This window comes from Bradyrhizobium sp. AZCC 1721, assembly GCF_036924715.1.
Lineage (GTDB): Bacteria > Pseudomonadota > Alphaproteobacteria > Rhizobiales > Xanthobacteraceae > Bradyrhizobium.
Genome location: NZ_JAZHSB010000001.1, coordinates 6,488,432 through 6,507,814, shown reverse-complemented (window position 1 = coordinate 6,507,814; position 19,383 = coordinate 6,488,432). Strand labels below are relative to the sequence as shown.

Here is a 19,383-nt window from a genome sequence, read left to right as displayed (position 1 = left end):
GGAGGGAGACGTTAAACCTTCGTATAGTCGGTCCATCCGTTTCGATACCGGCGGCTTACCTCGGTACAATTGAGCTCGGCGCGCACGCACCTTAACGTTGGCGCGTCGAGGCAGGATGCGTATCGATTGAACTTTTGGCGCAGCGCACGATTGTTCCTCCCGGTCGTCGGCGCCACCTGCCTCGTCACCTCGGTCAGCTTCGGTACCTAGAGCGTGCGGGCAAGCCTTTAGCGAATGCTCGCTCGATCGGCGTCCCCTAAATGAGAGGCCCGTGTCTGATGATGCCGTCCGACAGAATTGCGCTCTTTATCGATGGCGCCAATCTATACGCGACCGCCAGGACACTCGGATTCGATATCGACTACCGGCGTCTGCTTAAGGAGTTCCAGAGCCGTGGCGCGTTATTGCGCGCGTTCTACTACACGACCGTTATCGAGGATCAGGAATATACATCGATCCGTCCCCTCATCGATTGGCTCGATTATAACGGCTACACCGTCGTCACCAAGCTCACCAAGGAATTTACTGACGCCAGCGGTCGCCGCAAGGTGAAGGGCAGCATGCATATCGAGCTTGCCGTCAATGCGATGGAACTCGCCGAGCGTATCGACAGGATGTTTCTGTTCTCCGGCGATGGGGATTTTCGCCCGCTGCTGGAGGCGGTGCAGCGCCGCGGCGTGCACGTTACTGTTGTCTCGACCCTGACCAGCCAGCCTCCGATGGTGGCTGACGAACTGCGGCGGCAGGCCGACGCTTTTCTCGACCTTGCGGAATTGAGGGCAACGATCGGGCGCGATCCGTCCGAGCGGCCGCCGGCACGCGACATCCGCCAGCAAGTGCCGCCGTTCGCGACGCGCGGAGCGATCAATGGCGGTGGCATTGCGGGATGATTTCTGATTGGTCTGTTGGACCGCGGGCTGCGGACTGATCCGAGTTGTTGTTGCGTAGAGTTGAAATGGATTCGGCGTGCCCGCTGCACGGCCTGTCTTTTTGTGCACGCGGTCTGTGAAGCAGTTCACCTCCGGCTTGCGAGGCCGGCGGTATGATTGCTTCTCCTGACACGCCGCCGATCCCGGAATTCCACACGCGGGGATCGGCGATCGCTGGCGTTTACCGTGTTCTCGGCCAGGCACCTCCCCCTGGCTAGGGCCACCAGCTTCGATGTGAAAGCTGGTCGGACTATCCGGCGCGCCACCAGCGCGCCGGATTTTTTTTCGGGCAAGGGGCCATGCGCGCACTGACATAGAGGCTAGCAATCGGATCGATTGCTGGTTGAACTGCGCGCCGCGCCCGCATAGGCTCGTTGCAACGAGAAAACAAACGGAAACGTCCCTTCACTGATGCAGTCCGCCGAGCGGCCTTTCCCCCACCGCCGGGGCCTCATCATCGTTGCGACATTGGCGACCGCCTATGTCGCCAGCCATTTTTTCCGCGCCTCCAACGTCACCATCGGCCTCGACCTGATGCGCGATCTTGCGATCGGGCCGGAAGCGCTGGGGGCGCTGACCGGCGCGTTCTTCTTCGGCTTCGCCGCGATGCAGATCCCGTGCGGCTTCTTCTTCGACCGTTTCGGGCCGCGCTATACCGTGGTCGGCATGCTGATCGTCGCCTGCATCGGCGGCGCGATGTTCACGCTGGCGCCGAGCTGGCCTGTGCTACTCACCGGCCGCGCGCTGATGGGGGCCGGCTGCGGCGTGATGCTGATCGGCAGCATGGTGGTGATCTCGCGCTGGTTTCCGCCGGATCGTTTCTCCACGCTGACCGCGCTCGTGCTGTCGATCGGCCTGCTCGGCAACCTCGCCGCCACCACGCCGCTCGCCTGGGCATCGCAGGCGGTCGGCTGGCGTCCGGTATTCGGCGCCGTCGTCGTATTCACCGCGTTCGCTACGGTCGCGATCTTTCTGGTGGTGCGCGACGCGCCGCCCGGCCATCCCTTCCTGAGCCGAAAGGCGGAGCCGCCCGGCGAGATGCTCAACGGGCTGATCGAGGTGCTGCGCAATCCGCACCTGAAGCCGATCCTGGCGCTGAACTTCTGCAACTATGCCTGCACCTTCACCGTGCAGGGCCTGTGGGGCGGCGCGTTCCTGCGCGAGGTGCATGGCTTGAGCCCGATCGCGGCCGGTAATGTCCTGCTCTGCGCCGTGATCGCCTACCAGGCCGGCATGCTCGCCTTCGGCCCGCTCGACCGCCGGCTCGACACCCGCAAATGGATCGCGATTGGCGGCACCTCGGCGATCATTCTGCTGCTCGCGATTCTGGCGCTGTTCTCCCACCCGCCCGCTTGGCTACCGGTCGGCGTCATCGTCGCCATGGGCTTCTTCTCCGCCTCCAGCACCATGGTGATGACCCACGGCCGCGGCATCTTCCCCGACCGCCTGATCGGCCGCGGTATCTCGACCATGAACACCTCAGTGATGCTCGGCGTCGCCTGCATGCAGACGCTCTCCGGCATCATCATCGGCGCGTTCGAGCCGCTGGCGAACGGCGCGCGCACGGAGGAGGCCTATCGCGCACTGTTCGGCACGCTGACGCTGGTGCTGATCGTCGCGGTTGCGATCTACAGCCGCTCGCAGGATGTGAAGCCAAGCGAGGAGATGAAGGCGGCTGGGCGGTAGTTACAAAAAAGCAGGGTGCGACCGGCATCACCACGGTCGCACCCTACGTCGCCGGTCAATGGGGCAGGGGGAATAACCGGCTGTCGAGATGACTCCAAGCCCCCCGGAGTCGTTCCATGGTGCCGCAAATATTTTTCATACACGGTTAAGTGATCGATAAGCGCCGGACCTATGGTTACTCGGTTCGGGTTGTGTCCGTGATCGCCATGGGGCGAGGGACACAGAGCCATGTCACAGATTTTCAAAGCAATTTTTGCCCTTCTTGCCGTCTTCGCCACGTTTGGCGCCGTTCAGTTTGCTTCCGGTCACGACCTCGCCAGCCGGCTGAAACTCGCCGCGACCTCACCCGGAACAGACATCAACCGCGGAGCAGACATCAACCGTGCCGCCAAGGCCGACCGCGCGGCGGTCAAAGCCGCGGCGGGTCAGACCGAGACGATTACGATCCGGACCGTCGGCCTCGAGGACACATCCGTGGTGGTACGTGTTCCCGTGGTGCAAGAGGAGGCGCGGAACCGCCCGGCGCCACCGGCCAAGCCAGACAACAAGCCCGGCAAATCCCAGACCACGATCGCCTGCGAACCGCCGGTCAGCGTGTTGACCGAAGTCGCAAAACTGCTTCAGCCCGGCCGCTGCGTGACCTGAGGTATCGTATCCCGGCGGATGTTGTCTTGCTGCGATGGGCGACGACTTTCCATCGATAATTGGCGACCGTGGTTATGGGTCCCCTGCGTTCGCAGGGACGACGGGTGGATTGACGACGAGTGGATGGAGCTCGCCTACTCCGCCGGCGCTTCGCTCTCGCCGCTGCTGGCGTTGGCGCGGCTCGCAAGAAATCCCAGCGCCAGTCCGCCGATTGCGAGAATCGGAATCAGCTTTCTGACGCCGATGGCGCGGATTACCTGGATGCCGGTCGCAACCAGCACCGGATCGGACAGCACGGCCTGCGCGGTGGATTTCGCCTTTGCCGCCTGTTTGGCGCGCGCCTCGATCTGCTTCTTGCGCACCATGTACCAGCCGGCCGCGATGAGCGCGACCACGAAGAAGATGGCGGCACCAGTGAGGCAAGCCTGCACGGGACCGTACCGCTCCAGCACGAACACGAAGGCCGCCGCGCACAGAAAAGCAGCCGTGACCAGCAATGCCATCCCCGCCGCTGCCGCCAGCGAAGTCAGCCGTAACGCGGTGCCGGTCGATTCCTTGAAGTCGTCGATCAGTCGCTGAAACATGGCCAAGCCTCGATCTGAAAAGCCTCGATCTGAAAAGCCTCGATCTGAAAATCGCGTCAACGAAACACGCCGCAGCGCTCCGTCGCCACGGGAATCCAAGAGGCGATGCGAGGCATGGCTGCCGTCGCCAAACCTACCTACGCCACGCCACACCGATCAGAAAGCCGATCCCCAGCGCCACGGCGACGGTTGCCAGCGGACGCTGCGTGATGGCGTCTTCCAGCGTCTCCTCGATCGAAGAGGCGGCGTCCTGGGCGGCGTCCATCATCGCGCTGCCGCGCTCCGACACGTCGTCGACCACCTGTTCTGCATTGGCGCGCGCCTGCCTGTAGCCATGCCGCGCCTGCTTGCCGGCGGTGCCGGCAAAACTGCTCAGCGCGTCGGTGATCTGCTCGGTCAGGGCTGCGATATCGTTTTTCACAGCGGTCACGTCCTTCTGCAGGCGCTCGTAGGTCGCTTTGTCCGTCAAATTCTTCATTGTGGCGTCAGACATCGAAAGCTCCCGGGTACTGAGTTCATTCGCGGAACAAACGCTCCGCCGAATGGGAAGTTCCTCGCCCTAGTCCTCTGGCAGTTGCGGCGAAGCCGGCGGCATCAGGTGCTCCTTCACGATCAGCGCGACGATCAGAAGCGGCGACGACAGGAACGCGCCCATCGGGCCCCACAACCAGGTCCAGAACGCCACCGCCAGGAATACTGCAAGCGCGTTCAGCGCCAGCCGGCGGCCGACGATCGTCGGCGTCAGGAAATGGCCTTCCAGGAAAGTCATCACGGCGAACATGGCCGGCGCCAGCAGCCCGGCGACGATGGTCGGGAATGCGACAAGGCCGACCACGACCAGCACAGCAAACATCGCCACCGGTCCGATGATCGGAATGAAATTCAGGATCGCCGCCAGTGCGCCGAGACTGGCCGGGTTGGGCATGCCCGTGACCGCACAGATCAGCCCGGTGGCGATGCCGACGCCGGCATTGATCGTGGTCACCACCAACAGATAGTTGCCGAGATGCTCCTCGATCTCGTTGAGGATCCGCAGCGCCCGCAGCCGCCACGTCCGCTCGCCGAAATTCAGGATCAGGGCCCGGCGCAGGTCCCGCCAGCTCGCGATGAACAGGATCAGCGTTGCGATGAACAGCAGGAATTCGGCAAACGTCGGCGACAGGAATTCCAGCGTCGGCTGCACCCAGTCGACCTTGGGCAGATACAACGTCGTCAGCGTATCGGGCCCGCCGAGCATGCTCTGCAGCTCCTGCCACTGCGCGAGCGGCCGGTCGAACACGTGCAGCTTGTCCTTCAAAAGCGCTCCCAACTCCGGAAGCTTGCCGCTCCATTCGATCGCGGGCGAGGCGATCAGGCCGACCATGAAAGCGGTCGCGGCGCTGGCGGCCGCCACGATCAGCACCGCGGCGACCGCGCGCGGAATGCGGTAGCGTTCCAGGAAGCTGGCGGCCGGCGACAGCATGGTGCCGACGATGAAAGCCAACGTGATCGGCAGAAAGAACGCCTTGGCAAGATAGAGGCCGGTGATGATGCAGATGGTCAGAAGGCCCACGAGGCAGATCGCAACTACTTCCGTGCGACGGATGACCGGCGCCAAATCGAGCTTGCTCTCGGGGAACGGCGTACCTTCCTGCTCGTGGGGAGGCTGGCGTTCACCGGGCAACGGCTTTGCCTGCGGGGATTTGGCGGACGAAGGCTTGGTGGGCGAAGGCCTGGTGGGAATGACGCTCACAATAGTTTTCCCTCGCCCGAAGCGGCGGTGACGCGGCAAAAGCGACGTCGCGAACCGGACTGCGATCATAACGTGACGCCAAGGTGCGAGTTCCAATCGCGCAGGCGTGAGCGGTGTCGCACTTGACGTGATGCGACGCGACATCGGCGGTTCGGAACCGCCGGCTTGTGGCCGCGTTTGTTGGTGCAGAGCATCCAATGATGCACACATCCCACGGGGCAGGTCCCATGACACAGTCCTCCGATCGCCGGCCTTCGTCGCGCGTGGCGAGCGCATTTGTCCTCGTCGCCGCCGTCTTGCTGACGCCCTCGGCACTCTCGAGCGCTGCGAACGCGCAGACGCTCGGCTACGCGTCCACCCAGCCGAATGGCTATCCCGCCGATGAAGTGATTGCGTCCGACGAGGGCGCGACGCCCGAACGGCTTCGCCGGACCGTCGTCCCCTTCGGTACGACGGAGGCGCCGGGCACCATCGTCATCGATACCGGCAACACCACGCTCTATTACGTGCTCGGCCAGGGCCGCGCCGTCAGGTATGGCGTCGGCGTCGGCCGCGAAGGCTTTACCTGGGCCGGAGTGCAGACCATCAGCCGCAAGGCGGAATGGCCGGACTGGCATCCGCCGGCCCAGATGATCGCGCGCCAGCCCTATCTGCCGCGCTTCATGGCCGGCGGTCCCGGCAATCCGCTCGGCGCGCGGGCGATGTATCTCGGCACTAGCCAGTACCGCATTCACGGCACCAACGATCCCTCGACGATCGGGAAATTCGTCTCGTCCGGCTGCATCCGCCTGCTCAATGAGGACGTCATCGACCTGTTCAACCGTGTCGATGTCGGCACCAGGGTCGTGGTGCTGCCGAAGAACGCCCCGGTCATGGCGCGCGGCGGGGATTCCAGGACCGGCATCACGGCTCGTCCGGCCGCCGCGCATCCGCGCCCGGTCGCAATTGCTCCGTCGGGCCGCCAGGCGATGAACCTGACGCCGCAGCTCAACTGAAGTGATGCCTGGTATTGCGTGAGAGGAGAGCGTTGATGCGATCGGGAAAATGGGCGGTATGGGGAGCAGCCGCGCTGGCGTGCGCGTCGGCGCTGGCGCCTGCCGCCCAGGCGCAGGACTTCTTCTCGCAACTATTCGGTGGATTCGCCCGCCCGCGTCATCAGCCACAAATCCAGATGCCGTTTCCCAATGACGACGGCCAGGTGTATGCGCCGCGCGGCGAGGGGCGCACCCGTTACGGCGGTGGCGGCAGCCAGGCCTATTGCGTGCGAACCTGTGACGGGCGCTACTTCCCACTCACAGCGTCCGACAACGCAAGCCGAGGGACCTCCTGCAACAAGCTATGCCCGGCGAGCGAGACCAAGGTGTTCTATGGCAGCAGCATCGACGATGCGGCCGCCGAGAACGGAAAGGCCTATTCGGAATTGCCGAACGCGTTCCGCTATCGCAACGAACTCGTCAGCGGCTGCACCTGCAACGGCAAGGACCAGGTCGGGCTGGCGCAGGTCAAGATCGAGGACGACCCGACGCTGCGCAAGGGCGACATCGTCGCCGGCGAGAACGGGCTCCTGGTCGCGGGCCGCAGCGGCGACAGGCGCGGCACTGAGCTGAACTTCTCACCCGCCTCCGGCAAGGTCCGCGCCAAGTATGGGCGCGTGCCCGTGGTGGCGCGGGATTGAGAATGATTGCCGGCCGTCATGGCCGGGCTTGACGAGTATAGGTGAATTACGCCGCGCGGATCTTGCCGAGGAACGCGGTCACCTGATTGCCGAGTTGCTGGCTCTGCGTCTCCAGCGTCTGGGAAGCCTGCTTGACGTCCTCGGCGGCGGCCGCTGCCGCGTCGGCATCGGCCTTCACGCCGGTGATGTTGTCGGACACGTTCTTGGTGCCCTGCGCGGCAAACTGGGTGCTGCGGGTGATCTCCTGCGTCGCGGCACCCTGTTGCTGCACGGCGGCGGCAATCGCGGTCGCGACCTCGTTGACCTCGCCGATGATGCTGCCGATGCCCTTGATGGCGTCGATGGCTTCGCCTGCCACCCGCTGGATGTCCGAGATCTGTTCGGAAATCTCCTCGGTCGCCTTCGCGGTCTGGCTCGCCAGCGACTTGACCTCGGAGGCGACCACCGCAAATCCGCGGCCGGCCTCGCCGGCGCGCGCGGCCTCGATGGTGGCGTTGAGTGCCAAGAGGTTGGTCTGCGCGGCGATGGTATTGATCAGGCCGACGACTTCGCCGATCCGCCCTGCCGATTGCGCCAGCCCCTGAACGGTGCCGTCGGTATTGCGCGCCTGGCCAACGGCGCGGCTGGCGATGCTGGCGGCATGCGCCGCCTGCTGGCTGATGTCGTTGATCGAGGCGCTGAGCTCTTCGGAAGCCGCAGCGACCGTCTCGACGCTCATCGAGGCGTCGCCGGAGGCCTTCTCGGCGACCTGGACGCGCTCGTTGGTCTGGCGCGAAATCGTCGAGAGGCCAGTCGAGGTGGTCCGCATCTGGCCGGAAGCATGGCCGAGCTGGGTGAGGGTCTCGCTCACCATGCCCTCGAACTCGCCGACATAGCTCTCGATCGCCTGCTGCCGCGCCATCGCGCCGGCGTTGCGCTCGCGCTCCTGCGCCTCGATCCGCGCCTTGTCGGCGGCCTGCTGCTTGAACGTCTCCAGCGCGCCGACCAGCGCACCGATTTCGTCGTGGCGCGCGGCGTAGCCGGTATCGACGCCGAGGTCGCCGGCGGCGACCTTCAGCATGGCGTCGCGCATGACGTGCAGCGGCTTGATGACGCGGCGGGTAACGATTGCCATGGCACCGAACGCCAGCGCCAGCGCGCCGGTCAGCAATGCGAGCTGCATCGTCAGCGAGCGCTGGGCGGTGGAGCGCAGGTGCGCGGCGTGATCCTTGGCGGCGTCAAGTGCGGCCTCGGCCACGGTGACGGCGGCAGCGAGACGCCCGACCGTGACCGGGGTCCACTGGTTGGCGGTCAGTTCCGACTTCTCGCCGGCCGCAACCTGCGTCAGCAGCCGGTCGCGCAGAGCAAGATATTGCGGCTCGAAATAGGCGGTTTTGGTTGCGGCCATGGCGCTCGAGATCGCTGGAGGCAACTGCATCCCCGCTGCGGTCAATTCCAGCGCGCTCCAGGCGGCGTCGATGCCGCCAGTATATTTCGTGTAGGCGAGCCTCCCCTCGGGCGAGACCTTCCCGGTGCTGAGCCCGGTCGAGACGATCAGCGAGGCTTCGCCGGCGGTGTTGCGCAACAGCCAGGCGATCTGCTTGATCGCCAGCAACTGGTCGATCGTCGCGTCCTGGTGATTGATGGCGGCGGCAACCGAGCCGGACAGCTTGTCGAGCGTTTCCAGCATCGCGCTTGCACTATCAAAGTATTCCTTGGCGAGCGTCGGGCGGCGCGAGGCCTTCGGCTTGCCCATGGCTTCCCAGAACTCCTTCTGCAGCGAGGTCATCGCCTTGAGCAGGCGGTCGAACTCGGGCACCAGCGTCTGCTTCTGGGCGAATTCGATGCTGCCGAGCAGGCCGAGCGCATTGCCCATCGCCGGCATTTCGGTGTCGCGGATGTTGCGCAGATACTTCTCGATATCGGCATCCATCGGCGCATCGGAATTCAAGAGCCGGTTGGTCGTGGAGCGATCGGTGCGCAGATTGTGCATCGCCTTGAACATGTTTGCGGAGGCGTCGGCGATGACCGCAATGCGGCTCGCCGCCTGCAAGCGGCCCCAGGAGTCGCAGGCGTTGAGCGAAAATCCGACCACCACGCAGAATGAGGTGACGAGGATGACGGTTTTCAGCAGCGCGGATACGGTCAGACGGTTCAACATGATGCTCCCCCGAGGCGTCGTGGGCCATTTGGGGGGCAAACGGTAAAGACTTATCGAGTGAGAGCCGCGTAGTACTACGAGGATTCCTTGAAATGGCTGCGATTTTTCCAAGCGGGGTCGGTTCCGTCGCGCGGAACCCGGCGCGCTTGTTCACGTTAACAAAACGCTACCAGCGCATTTTCCGGCCAACGCCGAAGGGGGGCTTCGCATGCTTGTCAGTATACTCATCACGTTCCTGGTCGTTATCCTCGTCCTCTATCTCATCAACCTCCTGCCGATCGACGGCCGCGCCAAGCAGATCGCCCGCGTCGTGGTGATCATTCTGGGCGTGATCTCGCTGCTGAGATACATCTCGGTGATTTAGCCGCAGCCACCAACGAAAAAGCCCCGGCGTGGGCCGGGGCTCTTTCGCTCGAAAGCGTGTTCCTATTTCAAGGTCCTGAACCAGTCGTCCACGTCCTTGCGGATCTGGTCCTTGGCGAAGCCGTAGCGCTGCTGCAGCTTGCCTTCGAGTTGTTCGCGGCGGCCCTCGATGACGTTCAGATCGTCATCGGTAAGCTTGCCCCACTTCTCCTTGGCGGAGCCCTTGAACTGTTTCCAGTTGCCTTCAACCCTGTTCCAATCCATCGCCATCTCCTCCTCTGTTGATATGGCGATCAACGGACAAAAAGCTCAGGCGTTCCGCCAGAACCAATGCGGCATCGTGACGTGTCGCGGCGGGATCAGCCTGCCGCCTTTGCCTCGCGGCGGCGCGCGGTGAGGATGTATTCGGTGTAGCCGTTCGGCTGCTCGCGGCCCTTGAAGACGAGATCGCAGGCGGCCTGGAAGGCAACGCCGTCGAACGAAGGCGCCATCGGCTTGTAGAGCGGGTCGCCGGCATTCTGCTTGTCCACTACGACGGCCATGCGCTTCAGCGATTCCATCACCTGATCCTTGCTGACGACGCCATGCGCCAGCCAGTTCGCCAGATGCTGGCTGGAAATCCGCAACGTCGCGCGGTCTTCCATCAGGCCGACATCATGGATGTCGGGCACCTTGGAGCAGCCGACGCCCTGGTCGATCCAGCGCACGACATAGCCGAGGATGCCCTGACAGTTGTTGTCGATCTCCTGCTTCACGTCGTCGGGCGCCCAGTTCGACTGCGAAACCGGAATGGTGAGGATGTCGGAGAGTTTTGCGCGCTGGCCGCCCTTGGCGAGCTCTTCCTGTCGCGCGATCACGTTGATCTGGTGATAATGCAGCGCGTGCAGCGTGGCCGCCGTCGGCGACGGCACCCATGCCGTGGTCGCACCGGCCTGTGGATGGCCGAGCTTCTGGCTGAGCATGTCGGCCATCTTGTCGGGTGCCGCCCACATGCCCTTGCCGATCTGGGCATGGCCGGGCAGGCCGTCGATCAGGCCCATGTCGACGTTCCAGTCCTCATAGGCCTTGATCCAGGGCTGCGCCTTCATGTCGTTCTTGCGGATCATCGGACCCGCTTCCATCGAAGTGTGAATCTCGTCGCCGGTGCGGTCGAGGAAGCCGGTGTTGATGAAGCAGATGCGCTTCGAGGCGTTCTGGATGCAGGCCTTCAGGTTCACCGTGGTGCGGCGCTCCTCGTCCATGATGCCGACCTTCATGGTGTTCTCGGGCAGTCCGAGCAGCTTTTCCACCTCGCCGAACAATTCACAGGTCAGCGCGACTTCATCGGGGCCGTGCATCTTCGGCTTGACGATATAGACCGAGCCGGTGCGGCTATTCCTGACCTTCGAATTGCCCTTGAGATCGTGGATCGCGAGCAGACCGGCCACCGCAGCATCGAGCAGCCCTTCCGGAATCTCCTCGCCCTTTTCATCGAGCACGGCGTCGGTGAACATGTGATGGCCGACATTGCGCATCAGCAGCAGGCTGCGTCCGTGCAGCGTCAGCTCCTTGCCGTCGGGCGTCTTGTAGACGCGGTCAGGGTTGAGAGATCGTTGAACCGTCTTGCCGCCCTTTTCGAAGTCGGCCGAAAGCGTGCCGTTCATCAGGCCGAGCGTGTTGCGATAGACCAGCACCTTGTCTTCGGCGTCGACCGCGGCAACCGAGTCTTCCATGTCGAGAATGGTCGAGACCGCCGATTCCAGAATCATGTCGGCGACACCGGCCGGATCGTCCTTGCCGATCGCATGATTGCGGTCGATCTTGACTTCGACATGCATGCCGTTGTTGACGAGCAGGACCGCGGAAGGCTGAGCGGCGTCGCCCTGGTAGCCGGCGAACTGCGAAGCAGATTTTAGCGCGGTGGCATTGCCGCTCTTCAGTTTCACCGCAAGCTGCCCGGCGATGACGCTGTACGACGTCACATCGGTGTGGCTGCCGGTCGCGAGCGGCACGGCGGAATCGAGGAACGCCTTGGCCTTGGCGATCACCTTGTCGCCGCGCGCCTTGCTGTAGCCGCGGCCAGCCTCGCTCGGATCGTGCGGAATCGCGTCGGTGCCGTAGAAGGCGTCATAGAGCGAGCCCCAGCGCGCATTCGCCGCGTTCAGCGCGTAGCGGGCGTTGGTCAGGGGAACGACGAGCTGCGGTCCGCAGATCTTGCCGATCTCCTCGTCGACATCTGATGTCTCGACCTTCTGCGTAGCCGGCTCGGGCAGGAGATAACCGATCTCCTTCAGGAACGCCGTATAGGCGTTCATGTCGAACGCCTTGCCCTTGTTGGCGCGATGCCAGCCGTCGATTTTGACCTGCAGCGCGTCGCGGAGGGCGAGCAGCTCGCGATTTTTCGGCCCGAGCTTTTTGACGATGGCGGCGACGCCGGCCCAGAATGCATCGGGCGCAATCCCGGTCTTGGGGGTCGCCTCCTTAGCGATGAAGTCGAACAGGACAGGGGCGATCTTCAATCCGTGGGCATCGACACGATTCATGACGGGCTTTCTCAAAAGAAATGGCGTTTACAGGCTGCTTTCCGGTGAAAAGCAGCAGAAAACGCGCCAAAGGGGCGGCATTGGCCGCCCTTTTAGCCCTAAAGCCGGGTCGATGAGAAGGCCCCAAAAAGAAGTGGAAGGCCTTATTTGGACGCGTTTTCTTCACGCGAACCGGTGTCCACTTCGCTCGAAAACGCTTTTAGATGTTCGCCGCCAGATCCACCAATTCGTCGAACAGAATGCCGGTCTCCGCCAGCATTCGCTCGATCTCGTCGGTTGCGTCCGAAACTGAGCGCGCAGAGGTGTCGATGCGCAGCTCCGCCTGGGCCGGCGGCTGGTAGTCGTTGCCGATCCCGGTGAACGCCTGCAGCGTGCCGGCGCGCGCCTTGGCGTAGTGGCCCTTGGGGTCGCGGCTCTCGCAGACTTCGGCAGGCGTCGCGACGTAGATCTCGCGGAACGAAGCGTCGGCGATGCGGCGCGCGGCTGCGCGATCGTCCGCCGACGGCGAGACCGCCGCGACGACGGCAATGTGCCCGTTGCGCGCCAGATGGGTCGCAACTTCCGCCAGCCGGCGGATGTTCTCGGTGCGGTCCTGCGCCGAGAAGCCGAGATCGCCGTTGAGGCCGGCGCGCAGCGTGTCGCCATCGAGCAGGATGGGCGAGCCGCCGCGCGAAAACAGCCGTCGCTCGAGTGCGCGCGCCAGCGTCGATTTGCCCGAACCCGGCAAGCCGGTCAGCCAAATCACCGCGCCGTTGTGGCGGTAGCGCGCTGAGCGCTCTTCGGGGCGCAATGCGGATTCCACCGGCACGATGTCGATCGGAACGGCGCGCTGTCCGGCGTCGACCGACAGCACGAGGCCGCCGCCGGCGATGCGGCCATTGACCTCGATTACCAGCCGACCGGTGCGCGAATTTTCCTGATAGGGATCGGCCGCGATCGGCTGCGCCAGCGAGATGTCGATTTCGCCGACATGATTGCGCGCGATCGCCGTGGTCTCCTCGTTGGAGAGTTCACCGGGATCGACTGCCTTCTCGATCGCTACCACGCTGGCGCGGGTTTCCCGCGTGCCGAGGCGGATCAGGATCTGGTCGCCCTTCGACAGCGGCTTGTCGTGCAGCCAGAAAATGCGCGCGCGAATCCGCCGCGTGTCGCGCGGGGTAGCTCCCGCATGGGCGATGACATCGCCGCGCTCGACGAACAATTCGCGGTCGAGCGTGATGCCGACCGAACGACCGGCGCCATGACTGCCCTTCAGCGGCGTCACCGGCCAGCTCTCCACCGTCTTGATCTTCGCGATCTTGCCGGCGGGCATGATGACGATTTCATCGCCGGCACTCAGATGTCCGGACTCGATGCGGCCCGCAACAATGCGGCGGTCGTCGAACTTGTAGATCGCCTGCACCGGCAGCCGCAGCGCCAGTTGCTCCAGCGGCCGCGCCGGCTCGAGCGCGTCAAGCGCTTCGACGACGGTTGGTCCCTGGTACCAGCCGATCCGTGGCGTCTGCTCCGCAACGCCGTCGCCGTCGCGTGCGGAAATCGGAATCACAGCCGAGGGCGTCACGCCAAGGTCGATGAGATGGGTCGAAATTTCGTCGCTGATCTCCTTGAAGCGATCAGCGCTGAAATCGACGCGGTCCATCTTGTTGACGACGATCGCGACCTGCTTGATGCCCAACAGATGCAGCAGATAGCCGTGCCGCCGGGTCTGGTCGCGTACGCCTTCCAGCGCGTCGATGATCAGCACCGCACCGTCGGCCTGCGAGGCGCCGGTGATCATGTTGCGCAGGAATTCGGCATGGCCGGGCGCGTCGATCAGTACGACGTCGCGCGAGCGGGTGCGGAAGCGGATTTGCGTGGTGTCGATGGTGATGCCCTGGTCGCGTTCGGTCTGCAGCGCATCGAGCAGGAACGACCATTCGAACGGCATGCCGCGTCGTGCGCTGACGGCTTTGAGCATCTCCAGCTTGCCCTCGGGCAGGCTGCCGGTTTCGTGCAGCAGGCGGCCGACCAGCGTGGATTTGCCGTGATCGACGTGACCGACGATGACGATGCGGACTTGCGGGCGGGTGGTGCCGTTCGGTGTTGCCGAAACGCTGGCAGGCAGGATCATGTTCATTGCAACGCTCACAGCAAATGTCCGTTAGAGATAGCCGGCGACACGCAGCCGCTCGAAAGCATCTTCGGTTTCATGATCCAGCGCGCGGCCGGCGCGCTCCGGCACCTTGGTGCCGTCGAGCTCGGCGAGGATCTCGTCGATGCTGGAGGCGGTCGACGCTACCGGATTGGTGATGTCCTGATCGCCCAGCGAGCGATAGCGCTTGCCGTCCTTCGAGAGATAGAGCGGAATGATCGGAATGTTTTCGCGCTTGGTGTAGGCCCAGATGTCGGCCTCGGTCCAATGCAGGATCGGATGGACGCGTAAATGTGCGCCTTGCGGCACTGATGCGTTGAACTGGTCCCAGAACTCCGGGGGCTGGTCGCGCACGTCCCAGCCGCCTTCGAGTCCGCGCGGCGAGAACACGCGCTCCTTGGCGCGCGTGGCCTCCTCATCGCGGCGGATGCCGGCAATCAATCCGTCGAAACCATATTTGGTCAGTGCCCACTTCAGCCCTTCGGTCTTGCGGGCAGCCGAACGTGCGGCCGGCGGCAGCGTTGGATCGACGGCATCGATCGACGGGCAGGGTTCGACCTTCAGATCGAGGTCCCACTCTTTTCCGAAGCGATCGCGGAAGGCGTACATCTCGGCAAATTTCTTGCCGGTATCGACGTGAAGCGCCGGAAACGGCACGCGGCCGAAGAAGGCCTTGCGCGCCAGCCAGATCATCACGTTGGAATCTTTCCCGAGCGACCACAGCAGCGCGAGTTTTTTCAACCGCGCGAACGCCTCGCGCAGAATGTAGATGCTCTGTGCCTCGAGCTCGTCGAGATGATCCATCGAGGGCGGCGGCAGCCGTCGATCGGTGAAAATTTGTTCGACGGTGGCGCCGCTTTTGCGGTCGGCGCCACGCAACCGGTCATTGGCGGAGTCGGAGTTGAGAAGATGCATCTCTGGGCCTTGGCCTTGGTGGGCGAAAATTCTATAGTCGCGATGCAACAGAGAAGAAAAAATTTTCTCTTTGCGGGCGCTGAACGACACATATATAGAAAATAATTCCAGTCAACCCCGAAGTGGGGGAAGCGAGTTTCGCATGCGATTTCTGCCCGTGTTTCTCGATCTGCAAAGCGGCGTGGTGCTGCTCGTTGGAGCCGGCGAACTCGTGCGCGCGAAGCTGCGCCTCTTGGCATCGGCCGGTGCAAACATTCGCTGGTATGCGACCGACGGCAGCCATGACGTTTCGGGACTCGATGCGGCCGCTGCCGCACGGATCGAACGCGCAGCCGGCGATCCGCTCACGGCCGATCTCTCAGGCGTCATCGCAGTGCTCTGCGCCGGTGCTGGTGATATCGGCGTTGCGATGTCAGTGCGCGCGAAGGCGGTCGGTCTGCCCGTCAACGTGATGGACGATCTCGCTCATTCCACTTTCATCTTTCCCGCGATCGTCGATCGCGGCGACGTCGTCGTCGCCGTCGGCACCGGCGGCGCGTCGCCGGTGGTTGCGCGTCGCGTGCGCGAGCGCATCGAAGCGGTGCTGCCGGCGCGCATCGGCGATCTCGCCGCCCTCATCGGCAGCTTTCGTAAATCGATGCATGCGCGCATTCCCGAATTTGCGCTGCGCCGCCGCTTCTGGGAGCGCGTGATCGACGGTCCGATCGGTGCGCTGGTTCTGGCCGGGCGCAAGGCCGAGGCGGAAGCCGCGCTGAATGAAATCGCCGATCCCTCCGTCTTCGCCGGCGCGAGCAAGGACGGCAAGGCCGAGGGCAGGGTGACGCTGGTCGGTGCGGGGCCGGGCGATCCGGATCTGCTGACCATCAAGGCGCTGCGTGCGCTGCAGGATGCCGACGTGGTTTTCTACGACGAGCTGGTGTCGCCGGAAATTCTCGATCGCGTGCGCCGCGACGCCTCGCGCATTCCCGTTGGCCGCCGTGTCGGCAAGCCGGGCATCGGCCAGGATGCGATCAACAAACTGCTGATCGAGGCTGCAAAATCTGGACAGCGCGCGGTACGGCTGAAGGGCGGCGATCCCTATATCTTCGGCCGTGGTGGCGAGGAGATCGAAGTGTTGCGCGCCGCAGGCGTCGCCTATTCGGTGGTGCCGGGCATTACCGCAGGCCTCGGCGCTGCCGCGCAGTTCGAGGTGCCGCTGACCTATCGGCATGAAGCGCTGCGCATCACTTTCCTGACCGCGCACAAGGCAAAGGATGCCGAGAACGTCGACTGGTCGGTGCTGACAGACAAGAAGATGACCATCGTGGTCTATATGGGCATGACCGCCGCGCCGGCGGTCCGCGCGGGCCTGTTGGCTGCCGGCCGGTTGCCGCAAACGCCCGTCGGCGTGTTCGCGCGCGTAACGCGGCCGGATGCGCAGGCCGTGGTCGGGACGCTCGAAAACCTTCCCGCGCTGGTCGAAAAAATCGATGGCGGCCCCGCCGTCCTCATCATCGGCGACGTCGTCGCGCATTCCGCGCCGTGGCGCCAGTCCAACCTCAATCAAGTCATCTCAAAACTATTGGATGCTGCCGAATGACCTCTCCGCTCGAACAAAAGAAAATCAGAATCACCGGGCCGTCGGTAGTGACCGCCAACCGCACCTGGGATGGCGCCGTGGTCTACCGGACCGCACAACAGGGTTGGTCGACCGCTCTGTCCGACGCTGCGATCGTGAGCACATCGGACGATGCGCGTGCGTTGCTCGCCGAAAGCGCTGCTGATGACGTCGGCGCAGTCGGTGCCTATATCGCGCCGGTCGAGCTCAAGGGCGGGGTGGTCAAGCCCGGCAATCTCCGCGAACACATCCGGTCGAAGGGTCTCACCATCGACCTTCTTCCGGCCTAAAGGCTGATCCATCATGTATGCATATGACGAACTCGACCGCACGCTTATCAACGAGCGTGTTTCGGAATTCCGCGATCAGGTGAAGCGCCGCCTCTCGGGCGAACTCACCGAGGACGAATTCAAGATGCTGCGGCTGCAGAACGGCGTGTACCTGCAATTGCACGCCTACATGTTCCGCGTCGCGATCCCCTATGGCACGTTGTCGTCGAAGCAGTTGCGCCGGCTCGCCCATATTGCCCGCCGCTACGACCGCGGTTACGGCCATTTCACCACGCGGCAGAACATCCAGTTCAACTGGATCAAGCTTGCCGAGTTGCCCGATGCGCTGGCCGAGCTTGCCGAGGTCGGTATCCACGCGATGCAGACCTCGGGCAATAACATGCGCAACGTCACCTCGGACCAATGGGCGGGCGTCGCGCCCGGCGAGGTCGAGGATCCCCGCATCTGGTCGGAGATCCTGCGTCAGCACACCACGCTGCATCCGGAATTCTCGTTCCTGCCGCGCAAGTTCAAGATTGCGATCACCGCATCCGAGCACGACCGTGCCGCGATCAAGATCCATGACATCGGCTTGCGCCTGCACAAGAACGCCGACGGCGAGACCGGCTTCGCGGTGCTGGTCGGCGGCGGCCTCGGCCGCACGCCGTTCATCGCCAAGACCATCAAGCCGTTCGTAGCCGGCCGCGACATTCTCAGCTATGTCGAGGCGATCCTGCGCGTCTACAACCAGTACGGCCGCCGCGACAACATCTACAAGGCGCGCATCAAGATCCTGGTGCATGAGCTCGGCATCGAGAAGTTCGCACGTGAGGTCGACGAGGAATGGAGGCAGATGGGCCACGGCGCCCTGACCCTCGACCATTCCGTCATCGAGGAGGTGCGTTCGCGCTTCTCCTATCCGGCTTACGAGAAGCTTCCGCACATGCCGGACGAGCTGAAGCAGGCCGCGCATGATCCGCTGTTCGAGCGCTGGCGCAAGAACTCGGTGGCCCCGCACAAGGTGCAGGGTTACTCGATCGTGACGCTGTCGCTGAAGCCGGTGGGCGGCCCGCCCGGCGATGCCACCGCCGACCAGATGGACGCGATCGCCGATCTCGCCGACAAATACTCCTTCGGCGAAATCCGCGTCGGCCACGAGCAGAACCTGGCGTTGCCGCATGTTGCCAAGCGCGACCTGCCGCAATTGTGGAAGGCGCTCGACCGTCTCGGGCTCGCCACGCCGAACGTCAATCTGGTCACCGATATCATCGCCTGCCCAGGGCTCGACTACTGCTCGCTCGCCAACGCGCGCTCGATTCCGATCGCACAGGAATTGACCCGGCGTTTTGCCAACCACGACACCGCCGACATGATCGGCCGGCTGCACATCAACATCTCCGGCTGCATCAACGCGTGCGGCCATCACCACGTCGGCCACATCGGCATCCTCGGCGTCGAGAAGAACGGCGAGGAGTTTTACCAGATCACGATCGGCGGTCGCGCCGACGAGAACGCGCAGATGGGCGCGCTGATCGGCCCGGCTGTCCCTTATGCGGAAGTTGCCGACGTGATCGAAGACATTGTCGAAGCCTATCTCGCGCTCCGCGACCGTCCCGAAGAACTGTTCGTCGATACGGTCAAGCGTCTGGGCGTCGAGCCATTCAAGGAGCGGGTCTATGCCACTCGTTAAGAACGGAAGAATCACCACCGACCTGTTCGTCCATGTTGCCGATGGCGCCGAATTGCCGGGCGACGGAGCGGTGCTCATTTCGTCGGCGCGGTTCCTCGAAGATCCGGAAGCCATTCTCAAGCGCGCCGGCAAAACCGGCGTGATCTGGCCGAACAGCCGTGCCGTCGACGACCTCGTGCCCCATCTCGATCGCTTGGCCGCCGTCGCGCTGGTATTCCCGACCTTCCGCGACGGCCGTGCCTACAGCCAGGCGCGCCTGTTGCGCGAGCGGCATGGCTATGACGGCGAGCTGCGCGCCACCGGCCAGGTGCTGCGCGACCAGTTCGTGTTCATGTCGCGTGCCGGCTTCGACGCGTTCGAGGTGAAGAAGGATGCCGACGCCGATGCCTTCGCCGAGACCGTGAAGCGCTATTCGGTGTTCTACCAGCCGACCGGCGATGGCCGCGTCACGGCGCTCAATCGGCGGATGCAGTTGCGTCATTCGGAGAGTGCCGGCCAGTGAGCA

Annotated in this window: 18 protein-coding genes; 10 read left to right on the top strand and 8 right to left on the bottom strand. The window is 64.0% G+C overall.

The genetic code is table 11. From position 1 onward, the window contains the following. Positions 1 to 278 precede the first annotated feature (278 nt). From V1273_RS31095 to V1273_RS31085, 3 genes are all read left to right on the top strand, one after another. On the top strand, positions 279 to 890 hold the full coding sequence (locus tag V1273_RS31095; RefSeq protein WP_334411839.1) for a LabA-like NYN domain-containing protein: 612 nt from the start codon (positions 279 to 281) through the stop codon (positions 888 to 890). Positions 891 to 1,340: 450 nt separating this feature from the next. After that, positions 1,341 to 2,615, top strand: coding sequence for an MFS transporter (locus V1273_RS31090; protein ID WP_334411838.1), 1,275 nt, complete (start codon positions 1,341 to 1,343; stop codon positions 2,613 to 2,615). A 228-nt stretch (positions 2,616 to 2,843) separates the two neighbouring features. Further along, positions 2,844 to 3,260 (top strand): hypothetical protein, encoded by a 417-nt coding sequence (locus V1273_RS31085; RefSeq protein ID WP_334365178.1) that lies wholly within the window; start codon positions 2,844 to 2,846, stop codon positions 3,258 to 3,260. A 134-nt stretch (positions 3,261 to 3,394) separates the two neighbouring features. Here V1273_RS31085 and V1273_RS31080 read toward each other — a convergent pair whose 3' ends face one another. The 3 genes from V1273_RS31080 to V1273_RS31070 form a co-directional block, all read right to left on the bottom strand. Beyond that, positions 3,395 to 3,844, bottom strand: coding sequence for a hypothetical protein (locus tag V1273_RS31080; RefSeq protein WP_334365177.1), 450 nt, complete (start codon positions 3,842 to 3,844; stop codon positions 3,395 to 3,397). Between the two features lie 133 nt (positions 3,845 to 3,977). Continuing rightward, a complete protein-coding gene (locus V1273_RS31075) occupies positions 3,978 to 4,337 on the bottom strand; it encodes a DUF883 family protein (RefSeq protein ID WP_334411837.1) in 360 nt (119 codons plus the stop codon). 66 nt (positions 4,338 to 4,403) lie between these two features. Beyond that, positions 4,404 to 5,507, bottom strand: coding sequence for an AI-2E family transporter (locus tag V1273_RS31070; protein ID WP_334412294.1), 1,104 nt, complete (start codon positions 5,505 to 5,507; stop codon positions 4,404 to 4,406). Positions 5,508 to 5,803: 296 nt separating this feature from the next. Between V1273_RS31070 and V1273_RS31065 the strand changes: the two genes are divergently transcribed. Further along, on the top strand, positions 5,804 to 6,571 hold the full coding sequence (locus V1273_RS31065; protein ID WP_334411836.1) for a L,D-transpeptidase: 768 nt from the start codon (positions 5,804 to 5,806) through the stop codon (positions 6,569 to 6,571). Between the two features lie 35 nt (positions 6,572 to 6,606). Next, complete coding sequence (locus V1273_RS31060; protein ID WP_334411835.1) at positions 6,607 to 7,251, top strand: DUF2865 domain-containing protein; 645 nt, start codon at positions 6,607 to 6,609, stop codon at positions 7,249 to 7,251. A gap of 46 nt (positions 7,252 to 7,297) precedes the next feature. Here V1273_RS31060 and V1273_RS31055 read toward each other — a convergent pair whose 3' ends face one another. Continuing rightward, the gene (locus V1273_RS31055; protein ID WP_334411834.1) at positions 7,298 to 9,391 is read right to left on the bottom strand and encodes a methyl-accepting chemotaxis protein; all 2,094 of its coding nucleotides are present in this window, start codon (positions 9,389 to 9,391) and stop codon (positions 7,298 to 7,300) included. 208 nt (positions 9,392 to 9,599) lie between these two features. Between V1273_RS31055 and V1273_RS31050 the strand changes: the two genes are divergently transcribed. Continuing rightward, positions 9,600 to 9,755: a Thivi_2564 family membrane protein gene (locus tag V1273_RS31050; protein ID WP_334411833.1), complete on the top strand. Its 156-nt coding sequence runs from the start codon at positions 9,600 to 9,602 to the stop codon at positions 9,753 to 9,755. Between the two features lie 62 nt (positions 9,756 to 9,817). Here V1273_RS31050 and V1273_RS31045 read toward each other — a convergent pair whose 3' ends face one another. The 4 genes from V1273_RS31045 to cysD all read right to left on the bottom strand — a co-directional run bounded on the left by V1273_RS31045 (position 9,818) and on the right by cysD (position 15,211). Next, positions 9,818 to 10,018 (bottom strand): CsbD family protein, encoded by a 201-nt coding sequence (locus V1273_RS31045; protein ID WP_028349298.1) that lies wholly within the window; start codon positions 10,016 to 10,018, stop codon positions 9,818 to 9,820. A gap of 95 nt (positions 10,019 to 10,113) precedes the next feature. Further along, on the bottom strand, positions 10,114 to 12,276 hold the full coding sequence (locus V1273_RS31040; RefSeq protein ID WP_334411832.1) for a malate synthase G: 2,163 nt from the start codon (positions 12,274 to 12,276) through the stop codon (positions 10,114 to 10,116). 199 nt (positions 12,277 to 12,475) lie between these two features. Next, positions 12,476 to 14,392 (bottom strand): adenylyl-sulfate kinase, encoded by a 1,917-nt coding sequence (cysC, locus tag V1273_RS31035; protein WP_334411831.1) that lies wholly within the window; start codon positions 14,390 to 14,392, stop codon positions 12,476 to 12,478. Positions 14,393 to 14,416: 24 nt separating this feature from the next. Then, entirely contained in the window at positions 14,417 to 15,211 is a 795-nt protein-coding gene (gene cysD, locus V1273_RS31030) for a sulfate adenylyltransferase subunit CysD (RefSeq protein WP_028349295.1), read from the bottom strand. Between the two features lie 253 nt (positions 15,212 to 15,464). Between cysD and cysG the strand changes: the two genes are divergently transcribed. The 4 genes from cysG to V1273_RS31010 are packed head-to-tail and all read left to right on the top strand — an operon-like array spanning position 15,465 to position 19,380. Next, positions 15,465 to 16,901: a siroheme synthase CysG gene (gene cysG, locus V1273_RS31025; protein ID WP_334411830.1), complete on the top strand. Its 1,437-nt coding sequence runs from the start codon at positions 15,465 to 15,467 to the stop codon at positions 16,899 to 16,901. Further along, a complete protein-coding gene (locus V1273_RS31020) occupies positions 16,898 to 17,209 on the top strand; it encodes a DUF2849 domain-containing protein (protein ID WP_065747452.1) in 312 nt (103 codons plus the stop codon). Before cysG ends, V1273_RS31020 begins: the two co-directional genes overlap by 4 nt. 13 nt (positions 17,210 to 17,222) lie before the next feature. Next, positions 17,223 to 18,878, top strand: coding sequence for a nitrite/sulfite reductase (locus V1273_RS31015; protein WP_334411829.1), 1,656 nt, complete (start codon positions 17,223 to 17,225; stop codon positions 18,876 to 18,878). Then, on the top strand, positions 18,865 to 19,380 hold the full coding sequence (locus V1273_RS31010) for a DUF934 domain-containing protein (protein WP_334365167.1): 516 nt from the start codon (positions 18,865 to 18,867) through the stop codon (positions 19,378 to 19,380). Before V1273_RS31015 ends, V1273_RS31010 begins: the two co-directional genes overlap by 14 nt. Positions 19,381 to 19,383: the final 3 nt, after the last annotated feature.